Source organism: Nocardia sp. NPDC051756, from assembly GCF_040681495.1.
Lineage (GTDB): Bacteria > Actinomycetota > Actinomycetes > Mycobacteriales > Mycobacteriaceae > Nocardia.
This window is the reverse complement of the sequence record NZ_JBFAYV010000005.1, coordinates 747,749-765,022: the sequence shown is the minus strand read 5'-3', so window position 1 is coordinate 765,022 and position 17,274 is coordinate 747,749. Positions and strand designations below refer to the sequence as shown.

The 17,274-nt window shown below is 68.1% G+C and carries 15 protein-coding genes; 7 read left to right on the top strand and 8 right to left on the bottom strand.

All coding sequences use genetic code 11. The features are described 5' to 3' along the window. Positions 1-3: 3 nt before the first annotated feature. Complete coding sequence (locus AB0M22_RS25520; protein WP_364731549.1) at positions 4-483, bottom strand: hypothetical protein; 480 nt, start codon at positions 481-483, stop codon at positions 4-6. 460 nt (positions 484-943) lie between these two features. Between AB0M22_RS25520 and AB0M22_RS25515 the strand changes: the two genes are divergently transcribed. The 7 genes from AB0M22_RS25515 to AB0M22_RS25485 all read left to right on the top strand — a co-directional run bounded on the left by AB0M22_RS25515 (position 944) and on the right by AB0M22_RS25485 (position 7,443). Next, complete coding sequence (locus AB0M22_RS25515) at positions 944-2,320, top strand: ATP-binding protein (protein WP_364731546.1); 1,377 nt, start codon at positions 944-946, stop codon at positions 2,318-2,320. Then, positions 2,317-2,733 (top strand): roadblock/LC7 domain-containing protein, encoded by a 417-nt coding sequence (locus AB0M22_RS25510; protein WP_150408408.1) that lies wholly within the window; start codon positions 2,317-2,319, stop codon positions 2,731-2,733. The genes AB0M22_RS25515 and AB0M22_RS25510 overlap by 4 nt, the downstream gene beginning before the upstream one ends. Then, positions 2,730-3,101: a DUF742 domain-containing protein gene (locus AB0M22_RS25505; RefSeq protein ID WP_150408407.1), complete on the top strand. Its 372-nt coding sequence runs from the start codon at positions 2,730-2,732 to the stop codon at positions 3,099-3,101. The genes AB0M22_RS25510 and AB0M22_RS25505 overlap by 4 nt, the downstream gene beginning before the upstream one ends. Before the next feature lie 28 nt (positions 3,102-3,129). Then, entirely contained in the window at positions 3,130-3,696 is a 567-nt protein-coding gene (locus tag AB0M22_RS25500) for an ATP/GTP-binding protein (protein WP_364731988.1), read from the top strand. Further along, positions 3,693-4,967 carry a cytochrome P450 gene (locus tag AB0M22_RS25495; protein ID WP_364731543.1) on the top strand — a complete coding sequence of 425 codons (1,275 nt, stop codon included), beginning with the start codon at positions 3,693-3,695 and terminating at the stop codon, positions 4,965-4,967. Before AB0M22_RS25500 ends, AB0M22_RS25495 begins: the two co-directional genes overlap by 4 nt. Further along, the gene (locus AB0M22_RS25490) at positions 4,964-6,184 is read left to right on the top strand and encodes a cytochrome P450 (RefSeq protein WP_364731540.1); all 1,221 of its coding nucleotides are present in this window, start codon (positions 4,964-4,966) and stop codon (positions 6,182-6,184) included. Before AB0M22_RS25495 ends, AB0M22_RS25490 begins: the two co-directional genes overlap by 4 nt. A gap of 269 nt (positions 6,185-6,453) precedes the next feature. Then, positions 6,454-7,443: a hypothetical protein gene (locus tag AB0M22_RS25485; RefSeq protein ID WP_364731537.1), complete on the top strand. Its 990-nt coding sequence runs from the start codon at positions 6,454-6,456 to the stop codon at positions 7,441-7,443. Positions 7,444-7,529: 86 nt separating this feature from the next. On the opposite strand, the gene AB0M22_RS25480 is transcribed toward AB0M22_RS25485, so the two are convergent. From AB0M22_RS25480 to tkt, 7 genes are all read right to left on the bottom strand, one after another. Beyond that, the gene (locus AB0M22_RS25480) at positions 7,530-8,018 is read right to left on the bottom strand and encodes a hypothetical protein (RefSeq protein ID WP_364731535.1); all 489 of its coding nucleotides are present in this window, start codon (positions 8,016-8,018) and stop codon (positions 7,530-7,532) included. 2 nt (positions 8,019-8,020) lie between these two features. Continuing rightward, positions 8,021-10,558, bottom strand: a complete 2,538-nt coding sequence (locus AB0M22_RS25475; RefSeq protein ID WP_364731531.1) for a thiamine pyrophosphate-dependent enzyme — start codon at positions 10,556-10,558, stop codon at positions 8,021-8,023. A gap of 151 nt (positions 10,559-10,709) precedes the next feature. After that, complete coding sequence (pgl, locus tag AB0M22_RS25470; protein WP_364731528.1) at positions 10,710-11,459, bottom strand: 6-phosphogluconolactonase; 750 nt, start codon at positions 11,457-11,459, stop codon at positions 10,710-10,712. Next, positions 11,452-12,360 (bottom strand): glucose-6-phosphate dehydrogenase assembly protein OpcA, encoded by a 909-nt coding sequence (gene opcA / locus AB0M22_RS25465; RefSeq protein WP_364731525.1) that lies wholly within the window; start codon positions 12,358-12,360, stop codon positions 11,452-11,454. The genes pgl and opcA overlap by 8 nt, the downstream gene beginning before the upstream one ends. Continuing rightward, on the bottom strand, positions 12,357-13,916 hold the full coding sequence (gene zwf / locus AB0M22_RS25460; protein WP_364731522.1) for a glucose-6-phosphate dehydrogenase: 1,560 nt from the start codon (positions 13,914-13,916) through the stop codon (positions 12,357-12,359). The genes opcA and zwf overlap by 4 nt, the downstream gene beginning before the upstream one ends. A gap of 5 nt (positions 13,917-13,921) precedes the next feature. Continuing rightward, the gene (tal, locus tag AB0M22_RS25455) at positions 13,922-15,124 is read right to left on the bottom strand and encodes a transaldolase (protein WP_364731519.1); all 1,203 of its coding nucleotides are present in this window, start codon (positions 15,122-15,124) and stop codon (positions 13,922-13,924) included. 6 nt (positions 15,125-15,130) lie between these two features. Next, positions 15,131-17,272: a transketolase gene (tkt, locus tag AB0M22_RS25450; RefSeq protein ID WP_364731516.1), complete on the bottom strand. Its 2,142-nt coding sequence runs from the start codon at positions 17,270-17,272 to the stop codon at positions 15,131-15,133. Positions 17,273-17,274 lie beyond the last annotated feature (2 nt).

The following is a 17,274-nucleotide window of genomic DNA, read 5'->3' as shown; positions in this document are numbered from 1 at the left end:
CGCTCAGCGGTATTCGTCGGCCCGCTTCGGGTAGTCGGCCCACTGCGGCAACGGTTCGTAATCCAGATAGGCGGTGAGCCGATCCAGCAGGTACTGCCAGCGCGGTCCGATTTCGCGCGCGGCGGCGGGGCTGACATGCCGGCGGATCAGCTCGACATTGGTCACCACACCGACCTGGGTCATCCGCACCTCCAGCAGACACCCGTCGATGTGCACGATCAACTCGTGCGGCGCCTGGCAATGCCCGACCCGCACCGCGACCGGCCGCGACACCGGTCCGTCCATCGGCTCGATGGTCAGATTGCCGCTGCCGCCCGACACCGCGCCGAGCCAGTGCGCCAGCTGCCCGCGGTCGGTCGCGGCCGACCACACCTCGAGCACCGGCTTTCGGAACGAGCGCAGATAGTGCAGGAGCACCAGCTCGCCGTCCGCCGCGCGATCGTGCTCCGGCCGAACCTCACCGAGCATGGACATCATCGTCATCGCTGTGCCCTCCACCGCTGGTCGTCACCGCCACTGTGGTTCCCAGTATTCCCCTGTCGAATCCGAATCGCGGGAATACCGCCACGGCGTGCCTACCCGGGTTTCGACGTTGCCTCGGCGAAGACTGCGGGCGGCGCCGACATGACCGCTGTGTGACGAAGCGGTGTGCGCGACCACTACCGGATGGTAGCTTCCGAATTGCCGACCTCATTGAAAAATAAAGTAGCGCAATACAATACAACTATTGCGCGGCTCGCTTACATCGCCTGTTAGTTGTCTGCGCCGAGATGCGGAACTGCTTGGTGGTCTGTACATTTGGTGCAGCCCGAACGCGCAGGAGGGGTCGGGACACCATCAGCATGCCTTCTTGGTCAACGTGAGTGCGGAAGTACGGAACTTGTCACAGTCATTGATCGCGCCGGAAGGCGAGCGTCGGGAACCATTGTTTCGGCGTCTGCGCATGCCGCTGCTAGCCCTGCTGACCTGCGCCGCCATCACCTCGGTCGCCGTGGTGATCGCGGTGTACTACGCGCCGACCGATTTCCGCATCCCGCTCACCGCGGGCGCGGTCACGGCCGCTATCGCGTTGTGCGCCACGGTAACTGCGGCGGTGCACTATCGCGGTGCGGCCCGGCGAGCCCGGGCATCCGCGGCGGCGATCACCGCCGAGGCGACCGCCAGAATGGCGGCCGCGAGCGATGCCGCCGGCGTGCACGCGTGGGAAGCGAAGAACAGTGACAGCCGCCGCTCCGCCGCGATGGCCGCCTTCGCCGGTGCGGCGGGCCGCATGCAGGCGATGACCACCAGCATGCTCGCCGAACTGCGCGAGATGGAGCATCGGCACGCGGATCCGAAGGTGCTCGCCGACCTGCTGCACCTGGACCATCGCACCGCCCAGGCCGGTCGCCTCGCCGACAGCATCGCCGTACTCAGCGGCGCCCGATCCGGGCGACGCTGGGCCAAACCCATTGCCATGGAGTCGATCCTGCGTGGCGCGATGGGTCGCGTCGCGGGGTATCAGCGCGTCCGGTTACGCGCCATCGCGGAAATCGCCATCGCCGGTCACGCGGCCGAAGGCGTCATGCACACCCTGGCCGAACTGCTCGACAACGCCTGTAATTTCTCCCCGCCCACCACCGAGGTGCACGTCTACGCCGCCGAGGTGCCCGCGGGCGTGGTGCTCACCATCGAGGACAGCGGCCTGGTGATGAGCGAATCGGCGCTGCGTCGCGCCGAGCAGACCGTGTCGAGCACGAGCACCGACAGCCGCGGCCAGCGCTCGTCGGACCTGTCGTCGCTCAGCGGCACGCGGCTCGGCCTCGCGGTCGTCGGCCACCTCGCGCGTAAGCACGGCCTCACCGTGTCCTACCGCCCGTCCGCCATCGGCGGCACCGCGGTCGTCGTGGTGGTGCCGCGCGATCTCACTGCGCGCGTTGACCGTTCGCAGCCCGCGTCGCTGGCCACCAACCCCTCGATCCCGACCTCGTCGTTGCCCGCCGCGACGTCGCCGGTCGCCCTCGCGGCGCCGCCTAGCGCGCCGACGCCCGTGCCTGCCGAGGAGGTCGCGGCGATCCCGGACCCCGCGGCCATCCCCGCGCCCGCCGCCGAGCACACCAGCATGGGCCTGCCGAAACGGCGCCGCGGCAGCACCCTGGCCGCGGTCCACCCCGCCGGCCTGTCCCTGCCCTCGCTCGACGCGCCCGCACCGACCCCGCCCGCGTCGACTACGGCGAACTTCGGTGCGTTCCAGCGGGCGTTGGCCGGTCGTGACACCGACAACTCCGCTGCCGCAACACCTTCCCCTTCCCCTACCGTTGCCGTGGAGAATGATCGATGACAACGTCTGTTCCGTCGCAACTCAGCTGGCTGCTGGAGCAGCTGCTCGCCCGCACCCCTCGCACCCGGCACGCGCTATTGCTATCCGGGGACGGGCTGAAGATCTGCCACACCCCTGAACTGAGCATGGACAAGGCCGACCAGCTCTCCGCCATCGCCGCGGGCATCCAGAGCCTTTCGCACGGCGCCTCCGTCGAGTTCGGTGACGGCAGAGGCGGTGTGCGCCAATCGATGACGGAGTTCTACGGCGGCATCCTGTTCATCGTCGAGGCGGGCCTGGCGGCGCACATCGCGGTCGTCGCGGCCGAGGACGCGGACGCCGGCCTGGTCGGGCACAACATGCGGGAGCTGGTCGAGCAGCTGGGCCACCATCTAGCGTCGAAGCCACGAGTCGGGGGAGCGAGCGTGTCGTGAACAGGCCAGGGCGCGACGACGATCCGGACCGGCTGTACACACTGACCGGGGGACGCAGCAAACCGGACTCCGACAGCTTCGATCTGGTCACCCTCGTGGTCAGCGAATGCGATCCGACCCAGGGCATGCAGTCCGAGCACGTCGCGATCCTGGACATGTGCCGCGCGCCGACCGCGGTCGTCGAGATCGCCGCCGAGCTGCGCATCCCGGTCGGCATCGCCACCATCCTGCTGTCGGATCTGTTGCACGCAGGCAAGATCACCGTCCGGCATCCCAGTACCGGCCCCAGTTACCCTGACGCGCCGTGGAATTCGGTGCCCGACTCCACCACCCTCGAGAAGGTGCTCGTTGGACTCCGCAACCTTTGACCCTCGGCCCGCCCGTGCCGACGCACCGCTGAACAGCGCAACCCGCCAGGGACTGAAGATCGTCATCGTCGGCGGTTTCGGGGTCGGCAAGACCACCATGGTGCGCGCGGTCAGCGAGATCCGCCCGCTCGACACCGAGGCCACGATGACCAACGCGGGCATCGGCATCGACGATCCGACCGGCGCGCCGGGCAAGTCGACCACCACGGTCGCCTTCGACTTCGGCCGGATCACCATCGACGCCGAGAACGTGCTCTACCTGTTCGGCGCGCCCGGGCAGGAACGGTTCTTCTTCCTCTGGGACCGGTTGTTCTCCGGTGCGCTCGGCGCGATCGTGCTGGTCGACCAGCGCCGGATCGCCGACTCCTGGTACGCCATCGACCGGCTCGAAGCGCAGCGCACCCGATTCGTGGTGGCCTGCAACAACTTCGGTGGGCCCTCCCGGCTGCAAGAGGTCCGCGACGCCCTCGATCTGGATCCGCAGGTGCCGCTGGTCGACTGCGACGCGAGGTCGCGCGAATCCTGTAAGGGCGTGCTGATCAGCCTGGTCGAGCACATCTATGCCGAGGCCCCGCGAGCGGAGACCGCATCATGACCACCTCCAGCGCAGCCGCGGCTGCCACCGGCGGCTGCCCGGTCACCGGCGCGGTGCCGCTGAGCGGCCCCCGCTTCCACACCGACCCGCAGCACCTCTACCGGGAGATGCGCCGCGAGCACGGGCCCGTCGTCTCCGTCGAACTGCCCGGCAATGTGCCCGCCTGGCTGGTCATCGGATACCGCGAGCTGCATCAGGTCACCAGCGATCCGGAGCTGTTCCCGCGCGACGTCAGCCTGTGGAACCAGTGGCCGAACATCCCCGAGGACTGGCCGTTGCTGCCGATGGTCGGGCAGCCGCGTCCGTCGATCTACTTCACCGCGGGCGCCGAGCATCGCCGGCATGTGGCGATGGTCGAGCCCGCGCTGGAATCGGTCGATCCGTTCGAATTGCGCCGCACCTGTGAGGAATTGGCCGACCGGCTGATCGACGGGTTCTGCGGGCGCGGCGAGGCCGACCTGGTCGCCGAGTTCGCCGTGCCGATGCCGGTGCTCGCGCTCGCCTGGGCCCTCGGCTTCCCCGACGAGGACGGGCCGCGGCTGGCCTGGAGCATGAAGGCGCTCGCCGACGGCGGGGCCGACGCGCAGGCCGCTTACGGGAGCTACTACGAGCAGATGCAGCAGGTGCTCGCCGCGAAGAAGGCGCGGCCCGGCACCGACCTGGTGTCCCGGATGCTCGCGCACCCCGGCCCGTTCAGCGACGAAGAGTACGTGCAGGACCTGATGGCGGTCACCGCCGCCGGGCATCTGCCGACCGCCGACTGGATCGGTAACTCGGTGCGGCTCATGCTCACCGACGACCGGTTCGCCGCGGCGCTCGGCGGCGGGCGGCGCAGTGTCGGCGAGGCGATGAACGAGGTGCTGTGGGAGGACACGCCCACCCAGATCCTCGCCGGACGCTGGGCGGCGCGCGATACCCGGTTGGCCGACAAGGTGATCCGGGCCGGCGACATGCTGCTGCTCGGGCTGGCCGCCGCGAACGCGGATCCGCACGTGCGCCAGCACCTGGTCGACGGCGTCGAACCCGCGCACACCGGCAACAGCGCGCACTTCGCGTTCAGCTACGGCGAGTACCGGTGCCCGTTCCCGGCGCAGCAACTGGCCGAGATCATCGCGCGGACCAGCATCGAGGTGCTGCTCGATCGGCTGCCCGATATCGATCTGTCCGTTCCCGCGCAGAACCTGGTCCGGCGTCCGTCGGCGTTCCTGCGCGGCATGACTTCTTTGCCGGTTCGTTTCACCCCAGTTCGTGCAGTCGGAGGTACCCAGTGACCCAAACATGTCCATTCGCCATCGATCCGATGGTCGGTGACCTCGCTGGAGAGACCGCCTATCTGCGTAACGCGGGTCCGGTTGCCCGCATCGAACTGCTCGGCGTTCCGGCGTGGACGATCACCGAGCACGCGGTGGCGCGGCAGCTGCTGGTCGATCCGCGGCTGATCAAAGACATCAGCGGATGGTCGCTGTGGAACTCCGGTGTGGTGACACGGCAGTGGCCGTTGATCGGCATGATCGACGCCGGGCGGTCGATGTTCACCGTGGACGGCGCCGAGCATCGGCGGCTGCGGATCAAGACGACGCAGGCCTTGTCGCCGCGCCGACTAGAGGACATCCGCCCCGTCGTCGAGCGACTAACGGCGGAACTCCTGGATGATCTGAGCGCCTCGAGCGGCGGCGATTCCGTCGTCGATCTCAAAGAGGTTTTCGCGTACCCGCTGCCGATGCGCGTCGTCGGTGAGTTGATGGGCGTGGATCGGGCCGATCACCCGATGCTGCTCACCTGGTACAAAGCCTTCTTCTCGCTGGTCACCCCGCAGGACGAGCGGTTGCGGGTGATCGACGAAATGGATGTCTACTACACGGATTTGGTGCGCAAGAAGACCGCGAACCCGACCGACGATCTCACCAGCGCGCTCATCCTGGCCGCCGACGGTGGCGAGCCGCTGACCGAGGAAGAAGTGGTCGGCAACCTGAAGGCGCTGGTCGCCGCGGGTCACGAGACCACGGTCGGACTCATCCTCAACGCGGTTCGCGCGCTGCTGGCTCGTCCCGAACAGCTGGACAAGGTCCGCTCCGGCGACATCGAGTGGAAGCAGGTCGTGGAGGAAACCCTGCGCTGGGACAGCCCCGTCAGCCACCTCCTGATGCGCTTCGCCACCGAGGACATCACCATCGGCGACACCGTGATCGAAAAGGGCGAGGGCGTCGTCATGTCCTACCGCGCCATCGGCCGCGACACCGCCGTACACGGCGAAGACTCCGACGACTTCGACATCACCCGCTCAACCTCCAACCGCCACTTGACCTTCGGCCACGGCCCCCACATCTGCCCCGGCGCCGCGCTGTCCCGCCTCGAAGCCGGCATCGCATTGCCCGCGTTGTTCGAGCGTTTCCCGAACCTGCGCCTTGCGGTCCCCGACGAGGAAATCCGCAATCTGCCGGTGCTCACCCAAAACGACCTGGCCGCCTTCCCCGTGCATCTGGGCTGACCCCCGCCCACACACCGACCCTCAGGATCCGCACCCAATCTCGGGATTTGCACCCGCTTTCGGGATCTGCACCCACCCTCGGGATCCGCACCCAGTCTTGGGATCCGCACCCTCTCTTGGGATCCGCACCCAGTCTTGGGATTTGCACTCGGAATAGGGCCCTATTCCCGGTGCAGATCCCGAGAGAGGGTGCGGATTTCTATCCACAAGGTCGGAGTTGTGCACATTGAGGGGGTGGTGGGTGGTGTGAGGGTGTGTCCGGGGTGAGGATGGCGGGCATGGGGATGTCGGATGTGCGGCGGCGGGGTGCGGAGTTGCGGCGTGGGCACAGTGATGAGGAGATTCGTCGCCGGTATACCGGCACTGACTGGTATCGCCTGCGGTGGGGTGCTTATGTCGAGCGTTTGCGGTATGCGGAACTCGATGCGGTCGGTCGGCACCGGATGCTCATCGACGCCATTGTGCCCACCATGGCGGAGGGCACGGTAGTCAGTCATCAGTCTGCCGCATTGATCTATGGAATACCCCTGTGGCAGGTGCCATTGGACCATGTTCTGGTGACCCGGAATCGTCGCTCTGGTGGTCGGATCAAGTCGGATGTCAAAGTTCATTGCGCGCCGATGGATGCGGTGGTCGAAGTCGACGGGCTGCTGGTTACGACACCGGCCAGGACCGTGGTAGACCTGGCACGGACATTGCCGTTCGAGTCGACAATAGTCATGGGCGATGCGCTGGTTCGTGATTTCGGTGTATCGGCGGTAGCGCTCGCGGCTGAATTGGCGCTGGCGCGATCTCGGCGCGGCGTGGCGGCAGCGCATCGCGTGGTTTCGTTCCTGGACGGACACAGCGAGAGTGTGGGCGAGTCGCGTAGCCGGGTGATGCTCGCTCGTCTGGGTGTGCCCGCGCCGATCTGCCAAGGAAACGTCTTCACCTCGGCGCACAAGCTTCTGGGACGAGTCGACTTCTCTTTCGAAGGCACCGGAGTGCTGTGCGAGTTCGACGGCCGGAGCAAGTACGGACGCTTGCTTCGCCCCGGTCGAGCGGCCGGCGATGCCGTGTTCGCCGAGAAGATCCGCGAGGACGCGATGCGCGCGTGCGGATTTCAGCTGGTCCGTTGGACGTGGCAAGACCTGACCACCGAACACGCGGCAACCCGGATCCGTGCGGCATTAGCCCGAGACCGAAGCACCTCATACGACGGCTACGTCGTCCAGGCCCCACTACCACCACCCCGCCCCATTGCCATCCAACACTTGTGACGCCGGTGGGCGTCCGCCGCAGGATTTGCACCCTCAATCGGGATCCGCACTCGAAATAGGGCCCTATTTCGAGTGCGGATCCCTAGTCAGGGTGCGGATTTCGTCTGGGGGTGGAGGCGTAGTCGGCGGGCGGCGGTGTTGCGGACTTGTCGGGTGCGTCCTTGTTCGGCCAGCAGGGTGAGGGCGGTGGGGGTGGTTGTGGTGTCGGCGGCTTTGCGTTGGCACCAGTCGGTGGCGGTGCGGAGGTCGTCGGGGGTCCAGGGGTGGTTCAGGGTGATCGACTTCAGGAGGGTCCATTCGTGTAGGCGGCGGGTCAGGAAGTCGTGGCCGGTGATTTGTTCGGCGATGGCATGGGCCCACTGATCGAAGTCGTGGGTGCCGAGTTGGATCAGTTGTGCCGCACGGATATCCAGGTGGCCCGATACTGCCGACTCGGCCATTGCCTTGTCCGGGTCGCGTAGGACGGTGGCCACGAGTTCCGGTTCGGCAGTGGCGGATACGGCCGCCAGGTTTTGCATGTGCTGCTGGTATCGCAGGTGTTCGGCGGGGACGGTGTGCTCGTCTTGGGTTGGCATGCCTACTCCGCCAGGAGTTTTCCGGCGGCGGTTTCTATTTTGGTTTCGTCGAGGAGGACGGTGTCGGCGGCGGGGCCCAGGGGGACGAAGCTGTTTTCGCTGGTTACTCGGGCGATGCGGCCGTCGAAGCCGGCGTCGATGAGGGCGGCGCAGAGGGATTCGGAAACGCCTCCGCTGTGGCGGGTTTCGTCGGCGATGAGGACTCGGCCGGTGGCGCGGGCGTGCTGGAGGAGGTCGTCGAGGGGGAGGGGGGAGAGCCAGCGGAGGTCGAGGACTCGGGTTCGGATGCCGCGGTCGGCGAGGCGGCGGGCTACCCGCAGGCTCATGGGGACGCCGTTGGCGAAGGTGACGATGGTGAGGTCGGTGCCGTCGCCGTAGACGCGGGCCTTGCCGATCTCGGCGTGGGTGGTGTCGGAAGGTGTTGCGAGCCAAGCGTTGTCGCCCGGTTCGTGCAGGTCGCGGGTGTGGTAGAGGGCGATGGGTTCCAAATAGACGCAGACGCGGCCGTCTACTCGGGCGGCCGAGACGCAGGTGCGCAGGAGGGCGGCGGCATCGTCCGCGCGGGCAGGGGAGGCGATGACGAGGCCGGGGATGTCGCGCAGGGCGGCGATGGAGTTGTCGTTGTGGAAGTGGCCGCCGAAGCCCTTCTGGTAGGCGTAGCCGGCGATGCGGACGACCATCGGATTGCGGTACTGCCCAGCGGAAAAGAAGGACAGGGTCGCCGCCTCGCCGCGCAACTGGTCGGCGGCGTTGTGCACGTAGGCCAGGTACTGGATTTCGGGGATCGGGACGAACCCGGCGAGCGCGGTGCCGAGGGCGGTGCCGAGCACGCTCTGCTCGTCGAGCAGGGTGTCGAAGACGCGGCGCTTGCCGAATTGCTTTTGCAGGCCCTTGGTTACGCCGTACACGCCACCCTTGCGACCGACGTCTTCGCCGAAGACGAGCACGTCGGGGTCGCGGGTCAGCAGGTTGGCCAGGGTGCGATTGATCGACTGCCCGAGGGTCATCGGATCCGGCACCGCCGCACCATGATTCGGTTCGCCACCGGCAGTCTGTTGCCTGGCGGTGGCACGTGCTGCCTCGGTGTCTGATGCGTCCGCTCGGGGTGTAGTCGTCTGCGCTGCCGAGCCGGCTGATGCCCCGAGGTTGACCAGCTGCCTGCTGGTTTGCGGTTCCTGGCCCGAGCCGGTTGCCGACTTATGCGTCGGTATCGCTGCGGCCGAATGTATTTCGGCGGCAGGTCCTCCGGCCGCCGCGTCGCCGAGTCTTGTGTCGACTTGGCGGCCGTCGCGTACCGGCGTGGCGAGCTGCGGCACCACTGTGCCGGTCGGCGCTTCGGCCGCGGACCGCCCGGCCGCGGACGCCGGGTGGCCCGGTTTTGCGACTCGGAGTACATCCTCGCGGACCTGCGCGGGGTGGGCCGGGGCGAGCGTTGCGATCACCGATGCCGCGGAAGTCAATTTCGGTTCGCGCCAGACGAGTTCGGCGGTGGTGGTGACGCGGTGGGCGATGTCGTCGTAGCGTTCCAGGACCTCGGCGGGGGTGGCGACGCCGGTGGCGACCAGCAGGCGGGCGGTCGCGGTCACCGGGTCGCGGAGGAGGTCGGCGGCGATATCGGTGGGCTGGCGGTAGGCGGCCTCGACGTCGGAGCCGGCGTGGCCCATCAGCCGGACGGTGCGCATGTGCAGGAAGGCGGGCTTGCGGTGTTCGCGGACCCAGGCGGCGGCCGCGGTCGAAGTGGTCAGTGCGTCGACGGGATCGCAGCCGTCGGCACCGAAATATTCCAGGCCGGCGCGGGAGCCGTAGGCCTGCTGGATCCAATCCGCCGGGGTGGGGACGCTGATCCCGATGCCGTTGTCCTCGCAGAGGAACAGGATGGGCAGCGGAACACCTTGGCGCGCAGTATGAATCGCGGCGTTGATCGCGCCCGCCGCGGTGGAGTGGTTGGCAGAGGCGTCACCGAAACTGCACAGCACCAACGCATCCGACGGCCATTCGCTCGAAACGCCCAGTCGCGCAGCACGATCGATCGCAAAGGCGAGCCCGACCGCGCGCGGCAGGTGAGAGGCGATGGTCGAGGTCTGCGGGATGATGGCGGCGGGCTTGCTACCGAACACCTTGTGCCGCCCACCGGAAATCGGATCCGCCGCCGCCGCGACAATGCCGAGCAACACGTCGCGAATCGGATCGAGCCCCGGCACCCGCCGGGTGCGCTGCACGAAGAACGCCCCCGACCGATAGTGCAGCAGCGCCGGATCGGTCACCCGAAGCGCCACCCCCAGCGCCGCATTTCCCTCATGCCCCGACGATCCGATGCTGTAATACCCGCGCTTGCTCGCCCCCAACTGCCGAGCCGCCAGATCCAACTGCCTGCTCGTAGCTTGCGACTCGAACAGCTCCAGCAAAACCGCACCGGTAATCCCAGGCGCGATATCCTCCGCTGAAGCTTGCCCCGGTGTCAGCGCCCCAACCGCCGCCCGAAACCGATCATCAAGAACCTTGCCCGGACTTGCCCCAGGCTTCGCGTCCCGCTCGCTCATTCGCGCCAGCATATCGGCCCGCCGATGATTTTGCGTGCCATCGACAGTCTGGCCGGACAAATTCCCGCCAATTAGACACATTCCACCCGAATGGTCGGCCAAACCCGCACTCAGCCGACCATCTCTACACCCACGCGACCAGCGCGGACGGCTAGTCCGGGAGTTGTAAGGCCGAGGCTGCTTCTTGGTCGAGCAGCCAGGTGGTGGATTCGTGGCCTACCGCGCCGGCGGAGGGAATGTCCACCGGGTCGGCGCCGGAGATGGCGGCGGCTACGGCTTCGGCTTTGGCTGCGCCGCCTACGACCAAGACCACGTGGCGGGTGCGGTGGATGGCGGGGAGGGTGAGGGTTACCCGGACGGGGGGTGGTTTGGGGGAGTTGGTTACCGCTACGACGAGTTCGTGGGTTTCGCGGACTGCGTCGGTGTGCGGGAAGAGGGAGTTGATGTGGCCCTCGCCGCCCATGCCGAGGAGGTGGAGGTCGAAGGAGCCGTGGTCGGCCAGGTAGGCGTGGACCGCGGTGGAGTATTCGGCGGCGGCCTCGATGGGGTCGGGGTATTCGCCGTCGGAGGCCGCTACGGGGTGGACCCGGGCCGGGTCGACGGGGACGTGGTCGAGCAGCGCCTCGCGGGCCTGGCGGTCGTTGCGTTCGGCGTCGGCGGCGGGGACGAAACGTTCGTCGCCCCAGAAGAAGTCGACGTTGGACCAGTCGATGTCGCCGGGGGATTTGCGGACCAGTTCGAGCAGACCGATGCCGGTGCCGCCGCCGGTCAGCACGACCGACGCGGTGCCGCGCGCGGCCTGGGCGGCGACCACGATGTCGACGAAGCGGGCGGCCGCGGCGGCGATCAGGGATTCGGTGTCGAGGTGAACCTCGACGGTATCTTCGGCGGACTCACTCATAGGTCACCTTCTCGATTCCGGCGAGGGCCTCGGCGTAGATCTCGTCGGCATCGAGTCGGCGCAGTTCCTCGGCGAGGCAGTCGCGAGTTTCTCGGCGGGCCAACGCGATTCGCTGATCGGGGTCGCCGGTGCGGGTCAGCGTGGCGGTGCGCCCGGTCTGCGGTCGTTCGATGGTGACCGACACGGACGGGCGGTGGATCTCCACCCGCAGCGCGCCGGAGCGGCGGATGACCGGGCAGTCGAGGCGGATGGCGAGCCAACCGGCCAGGGTGTCCAGCGCCGGTTCGTCGCGCAGCCCGGAGACCAGCACCGATTCGACCGGCTCGAAGGGCGGTTCGTCCAGCGCGGCGGCCAGCAGCGCCCGCCAGTAGGTGATCCGGCTCCAGGCCAGATCGGTGTCGCCGGCGGCGTAGGACTCGAGCCGCTTCTTGATCGCCGCCTGCGGGTCGGCGGCGAAGGTGGCGTCGGTGATGCGCCGAGTCGCCAAGCGCCCCACCGAATCCTTGGACGGGAACTCCGGGGCGCCGCGCGGCCACCAGGCGACCACGGGGGTGTCCGGCAGCAGGAACGGGATGACGACGCTGCTCTCGTGATTGATCAGCTCGCCTTGCAGCCGCAGCACGATCACCTCGGCCGCGCCGGCGTCGCCGCCGACCCGGATCTGCGCGTCCAGCCGGGTCTCGGCGTCGCGATCACCGCGCGCCAAAACGACCACCCGGCAAGGGTGTTCGCGGCTGGCGTCGTTGGCGGCGTCGATCGCGTCCTCGGCCTCGGAGCTGTCCAGCGTGCACACCACCAGGGTGAGCACCCGCATCATGGTGATCACGCCATTGCTCTCGCGCAGCTGCACGATCCGCTTGGTGACCTCGCCGGTGGTGGTGTTCGGGATGTCGATGATCACGGCCGCCGCCATTCGCGCCCGGTGCGGGCGAGCATCTCGTCGGCCGAGGCCGGACCCCAGGTGCCTGCCTCGTACGGTTCGGGTTTCCCTTCTTCGGCCCAGTGCTCGAGCACCGGATCCAGGATGCCCCAGGACAATTCGACCTCCGCGTTCACCGGGAACAGCGACGGCACCCCGAGCAGCACGTCGAGGATCAGGCGCTCGTAGGCCTCGGGGGAGGACTCGGTGAACGCCTCGCCGTAACTGAAATCCATGTTGACGTCGCGCACTTCCATGCTCGAACCCGGCACCTTCGAGCCGAACCGGGTGGTGATGCCCTCGTCCGGCTGCACCCGGATGACCAGCGCGTTCTGCCCGAGATCCTCGGTCATGGTCTGGTCGAACGGCAGGTGCGGCGCCCGCTTGAACATCACCGCGATCTCGGTCACCCTGCGCCCCAACCGTTTTCCGGTGCGCAGGTAGAACGGCACGCCGGCCCAGCGGCGGGTGTCGACCTCCAGCGTGATCGCGGCGTAGGTCTCGGTGCGCGACTCGGGGTCGAAGCCCTCCTCGTTGAGCAGGCCGACCACTTGCTCGCCGCCCTGCCAGCCGTCCGCGTACTGCCCGCGCGCGGTCGTCTCATCCAGCGGCTCAACGAGTTTCGTCGCCGAGAGCACCTTGATCTTCTCCGCCTGCAACTGCTTGGGCTGGAAGCTGATCGGCTCCTCCATCGCGGTGAGCGCGAGCAGCTGCAACAGGTGGTTCTGGATCACGTCGCGGGCGGCGCCGATGCCGTCGTAATAGCCTGCGCGCCCGCCCAATCCGATGTCCTCGGCCATGGTGATCTGCACATGGTCGACGTAGTTGGCGTTCCAGATCGGGTCGTAGAGCTGGTTGGCGAAGCGCAGCGCCAGGATGTTCTGCACCGTCTCTTTGCCGAGGTAGTGGTCGATCCGGAAGACCGTCTCCTCCGGGAACACCCCGTTGACCAGTGCGTTGAGCTCCTGTGCGCTTTCCAGATCGTGCCCGAACGGCTTCTCGATCACCACCCGGCGCCACGGCTTGCGCCCGGCGGCGTCGGTGCTGCTCGGCTGCGCGAGTCCGTGCTCGGAGAGCTGGTTGAGCACCACCGGGAACATGTTCGGCGGAATCGACAGGTAGAAGGCATGATTGCCGCCGGTGCCGCGCTCCTTGTCCAGCGTCGCCAGGGTGTCGGCGAGGGTGGCAAAGGCCTTGTCGTCGTCGAAACTGCCCTGCACGAACCGGATTCCCTCGGCCAGGTGGTCCCAGACCTCCTGACGGAAGGGCGTGCGGGCGTGCGTCTTCACCGAGTCGAGCACGACCTTGGCGAAGTCTTCGTCGGCGTAATCGCGCCGAGCGAAGCCGACCAGCGCGAAACCCGGGGGCAGCAGCCCCCGGTTCGCGAGGTCGTAGATGGCCGGCATCAACTTCTTCCGGGACAGGTCACCGGTGACACCGAAGATCACCATGCTGCACGGGCCCGCGATGCGCGGCACCCGCTTGTCCCGCTCGTCACGCAGCGGGTTCTGCCAGGTCGGGGTTTTGGGGCCGGCCATCGTTGTCAGTTTTTCCCGGCCCCGGCGGGCGCGTCAGGCCCGGAGGAGGTAGCTTGCGTGGCCACGGAGGGCCCCGCGTCCGCCGTATCGGCTGCTGCGAGCTCTTCCGTGGTGGCGGAAAGCAGTTCCGCCCAGGACTTCTCGAACTTGTCCACGCCTTCGGTCTCCAGCACCTGGAACACGTCGTCCAGGTCGATGCCGACGGCGGAGAGCTTGTCGAACACCTCCCGCGACGCCGCGGCGGTGCCGCTGAGCGTGTCGCCGCGGATCTCGGCGTGATCGGCGACGGCCTCCAGGGTCTTCTCCGGCAGCGTGTTCACCGTGTTCGTGCCGACCAGCTCGGTGACGTACATGACGTCGGAGTACTCCGGGTTCTTCACGCCGGTCGAAGCCCACAGCGGCCGTTGCCGATTCGCGCCCGCGGCACCGAGGTGGTTGTAGGTGGAGGTGTGCGCGCCACCGTCGAACACGTCCTGATATTCGGCATAGGCCAAGCGCGCGTTGGCGATTCCGGCCTGCCCGCGCAGCGCGAGCGCCTCGTCGGTGCCGATCGCCTCGAGCCGCTTGTCGATCTCGGTGTCCACCCGGGACACGAAGAACGAAGCGACCGAATGGATCTTGCCCAGGTCGTGGCCCGCGGTCTTGGCGCCGCGCAGGCCGTCGAGGTAGGCGCCCATGACCGCGCGGTAGCGCTTGACCGAGAAGATCAGCGTCACGTTCACGCTGATGCCCTCGGCGATCACCTTGGTGATCGCGGGCAGGCCCGCCTCGGTGGCCGGGATCTTGATGAACAGGTTCGGCCGGTCGACGGTCTTCCACAGGTCGATCGCCTGCGCGACGGTCTTGTCCGCGTCGAAGGCGAAGCGCGGGTCGACCTCGATGGAGACGCGGCCGTCGACGCCGTTGGACGCCTCGAACGCGCCGGCGAAGACGTCACAGGCGGCGCGCACGTCGTCGGTGGTGATGGTGCGGATCGCGGCGTCGGCGTCCGCGCCCTGGGCGGCAAGCTCTTTGAGCTGTCCGTCGTAGGCGTGGCCCTTGCTCAGCGCGCCCTGGAAGATCGTCGGGTTGGTGGTGACCCCGACGACGCTGCGGGTCTCGATCAGCTCGGCCAGGTTGCCGGACTGGATCCAGTCCCTGGACAGGTCGTCGAGCCATACGGACACACCTGCCGCGGACAGGGCGGCGGTATTCGCGTTCTGTGCCATGAGCGCTTATCCCTTCACGTTCTCGAGTGCGCGCTGCGCGGCGGCAACGACGTTGTCCGGAGTGAAGCCGAACTCGCGGAACAGAGTCTTGTAATCGGCCGAGGCACCGAAGTGCTCGATCGAGACGATCTCGCCCGCGTCACCGACGAACCGGTGCCACGGCATCGCGATGCCCGCCTCGACGGCGACCCGGGCGCGGATCGCGGGCGGGAGCACCTCGTCCCGGTACGCCTTGTCCTGCGCGTCGAACCACTCCACACACGGCATCGAAACCACCCGGGTGCCGATGCCCTGCGCCTCCAGCGTAGTCCGGGCGTCGACGGCGAGCTGGAGCTCCGAACCGGTAGCGATGAGGATCACCTGCGCAGTGCCGGTGGAGGATTCGGCCAGGATGTAGCCGCCCTTGGCGACGCCCTCGTAGCTGGTGCCCGCCTGGATCGGCAGATCCTGCCGGGTCAGCGCGAGCGCCGACGGGCCGTCCTGGTGCGGCAGCTCGGAAACCGAGAAGTGCGAGGTGTGCTCGCTGCTGTCGCGCTCGAGGATGGTCCGCCACGCGTAGGTGGTCTCGTTGGCGTCGCCGGGGCGAACCACATTGAGGCCGGGGATGGCGCGCAGCGCGGCCAGGTGCTCGATCGGCTGATGCGTCGGGCCGTCCTCGCCGAGGCCGATGGAGTCGTGCGTCCACACGTAGATGGCGGGCACGCGCATCAGCGCGGCCAGGCGCACCGCGGGCCGCATGTAGTCGCTGAACACCAGGAAGGTGCCGCCGTACGGGCGGGTCGGGCCGTGCAGGGCGATGCCGTTGAGGATCGCGCCCATCGCGTGCTCGCGCACCCCGAAGTGCAGGGTGCGGCCGTACGGGTTGGCCTTCCACATGCCGGTGGAGATCGACTCGGGGCCGAAGCTGCCCTCGCCGGACATGGTGGTGTTGTTGGACTCGGCGAGGTCGGCCGAGCCGCCCCACAGTTCCGGCAGCACCGGGGCCAGCGCGGCGAGCACCTTGCCGGAGGCCTTGCGGGTGGCGACACCCTTCGGGTCCGGCTCGTAGGTCGGCAGGCTGTCGGCCCAGCCCTTCGGCAGGTCGCGCTTGGCCAGCCGGTCGAAGAGGGCCTTGTTCTCCGGGTTGGCCTGCGCCCACGCGTCGAACTGCTCCTGCCAGGCGGCGTGCGCCTGCTTGCCGCGCTCGACCGCCTTGCGGGTGTGCTCGATCACCGCGGCGTCGACCTCGAAGGTCTGCTCCGGGTCGAAGCCGAGGATCTTCTTGGTGGCGGCCACCTCGTCCGCGCCCAGGGCGGCGCCGTGCGCCGCGCCGGTGTTCATCTTGGTGGGCGCCGGGTAGCCGATGATGGTGCGCAGCACGATGATCGACGGCTTGCCGGTCTCGGCCTTGGCCGCGGCCAGCGCCGCCTCGATGGCGACGACGTCCTCGCCGCCCTCGACGACCTGCACGTGCCAGCCATAGGCCTCGTAGCGCTTGGCCACGTCCTCGTCGAACGCGATGGTGGTGTCGTCCTCGATGGAGATCTTGTTGTCGTCGTAGATCAGCACGAGGTTGCCGAGCTGCTGGGTGCCCGCGAGCGAGGACGCCTCGGAGGTGACGCCCTCCTCCATGTCCCCGTCGGAGGCGATCACGTAGATGAAGTGATCGAACGGGCTGGCGCCGGCCGCGGCGTTCGGATCGAACAGCCCGCGCTCGCGGCGCGCGGCCATCGCCATGCCGACCGCGGAGGCCAGACCCTGGCCCAGCGGGCCGGTGGTGATCTCGACGCCGTCGGTGTGGCGGAACTCGGGGTGGCCCGGGGTGAGCGAGCCCCACTTGCGCAGGTTCTTCAGGTCGTCCAGCTCCAGGCCGAACCCGGCCAGGTACAGCTGGATGTACTGGGTGATGCTGGAGTGACCGCAGGACAGCACGAAGCGGTCCCGGCCGACCCAGCTCGGATCGCTCGGGTCGATCCGCAGGGTGCGCTGGTAGAGGGAGTACGCCAGCGGCGCCAGGCTCATCGCGGTGCCCGGGTGCCCGTTTCCGGCGTTCTGCACCGCGTCCGCGGCGAGCACTCGGATCGTGTCGACGGCCTTGGTGTCCAGATCCGTCCAGTCGTCCGGGTGATTCGGCTGAGTGAGGGCGCGGATGTCGTCTGTGACTGACACGA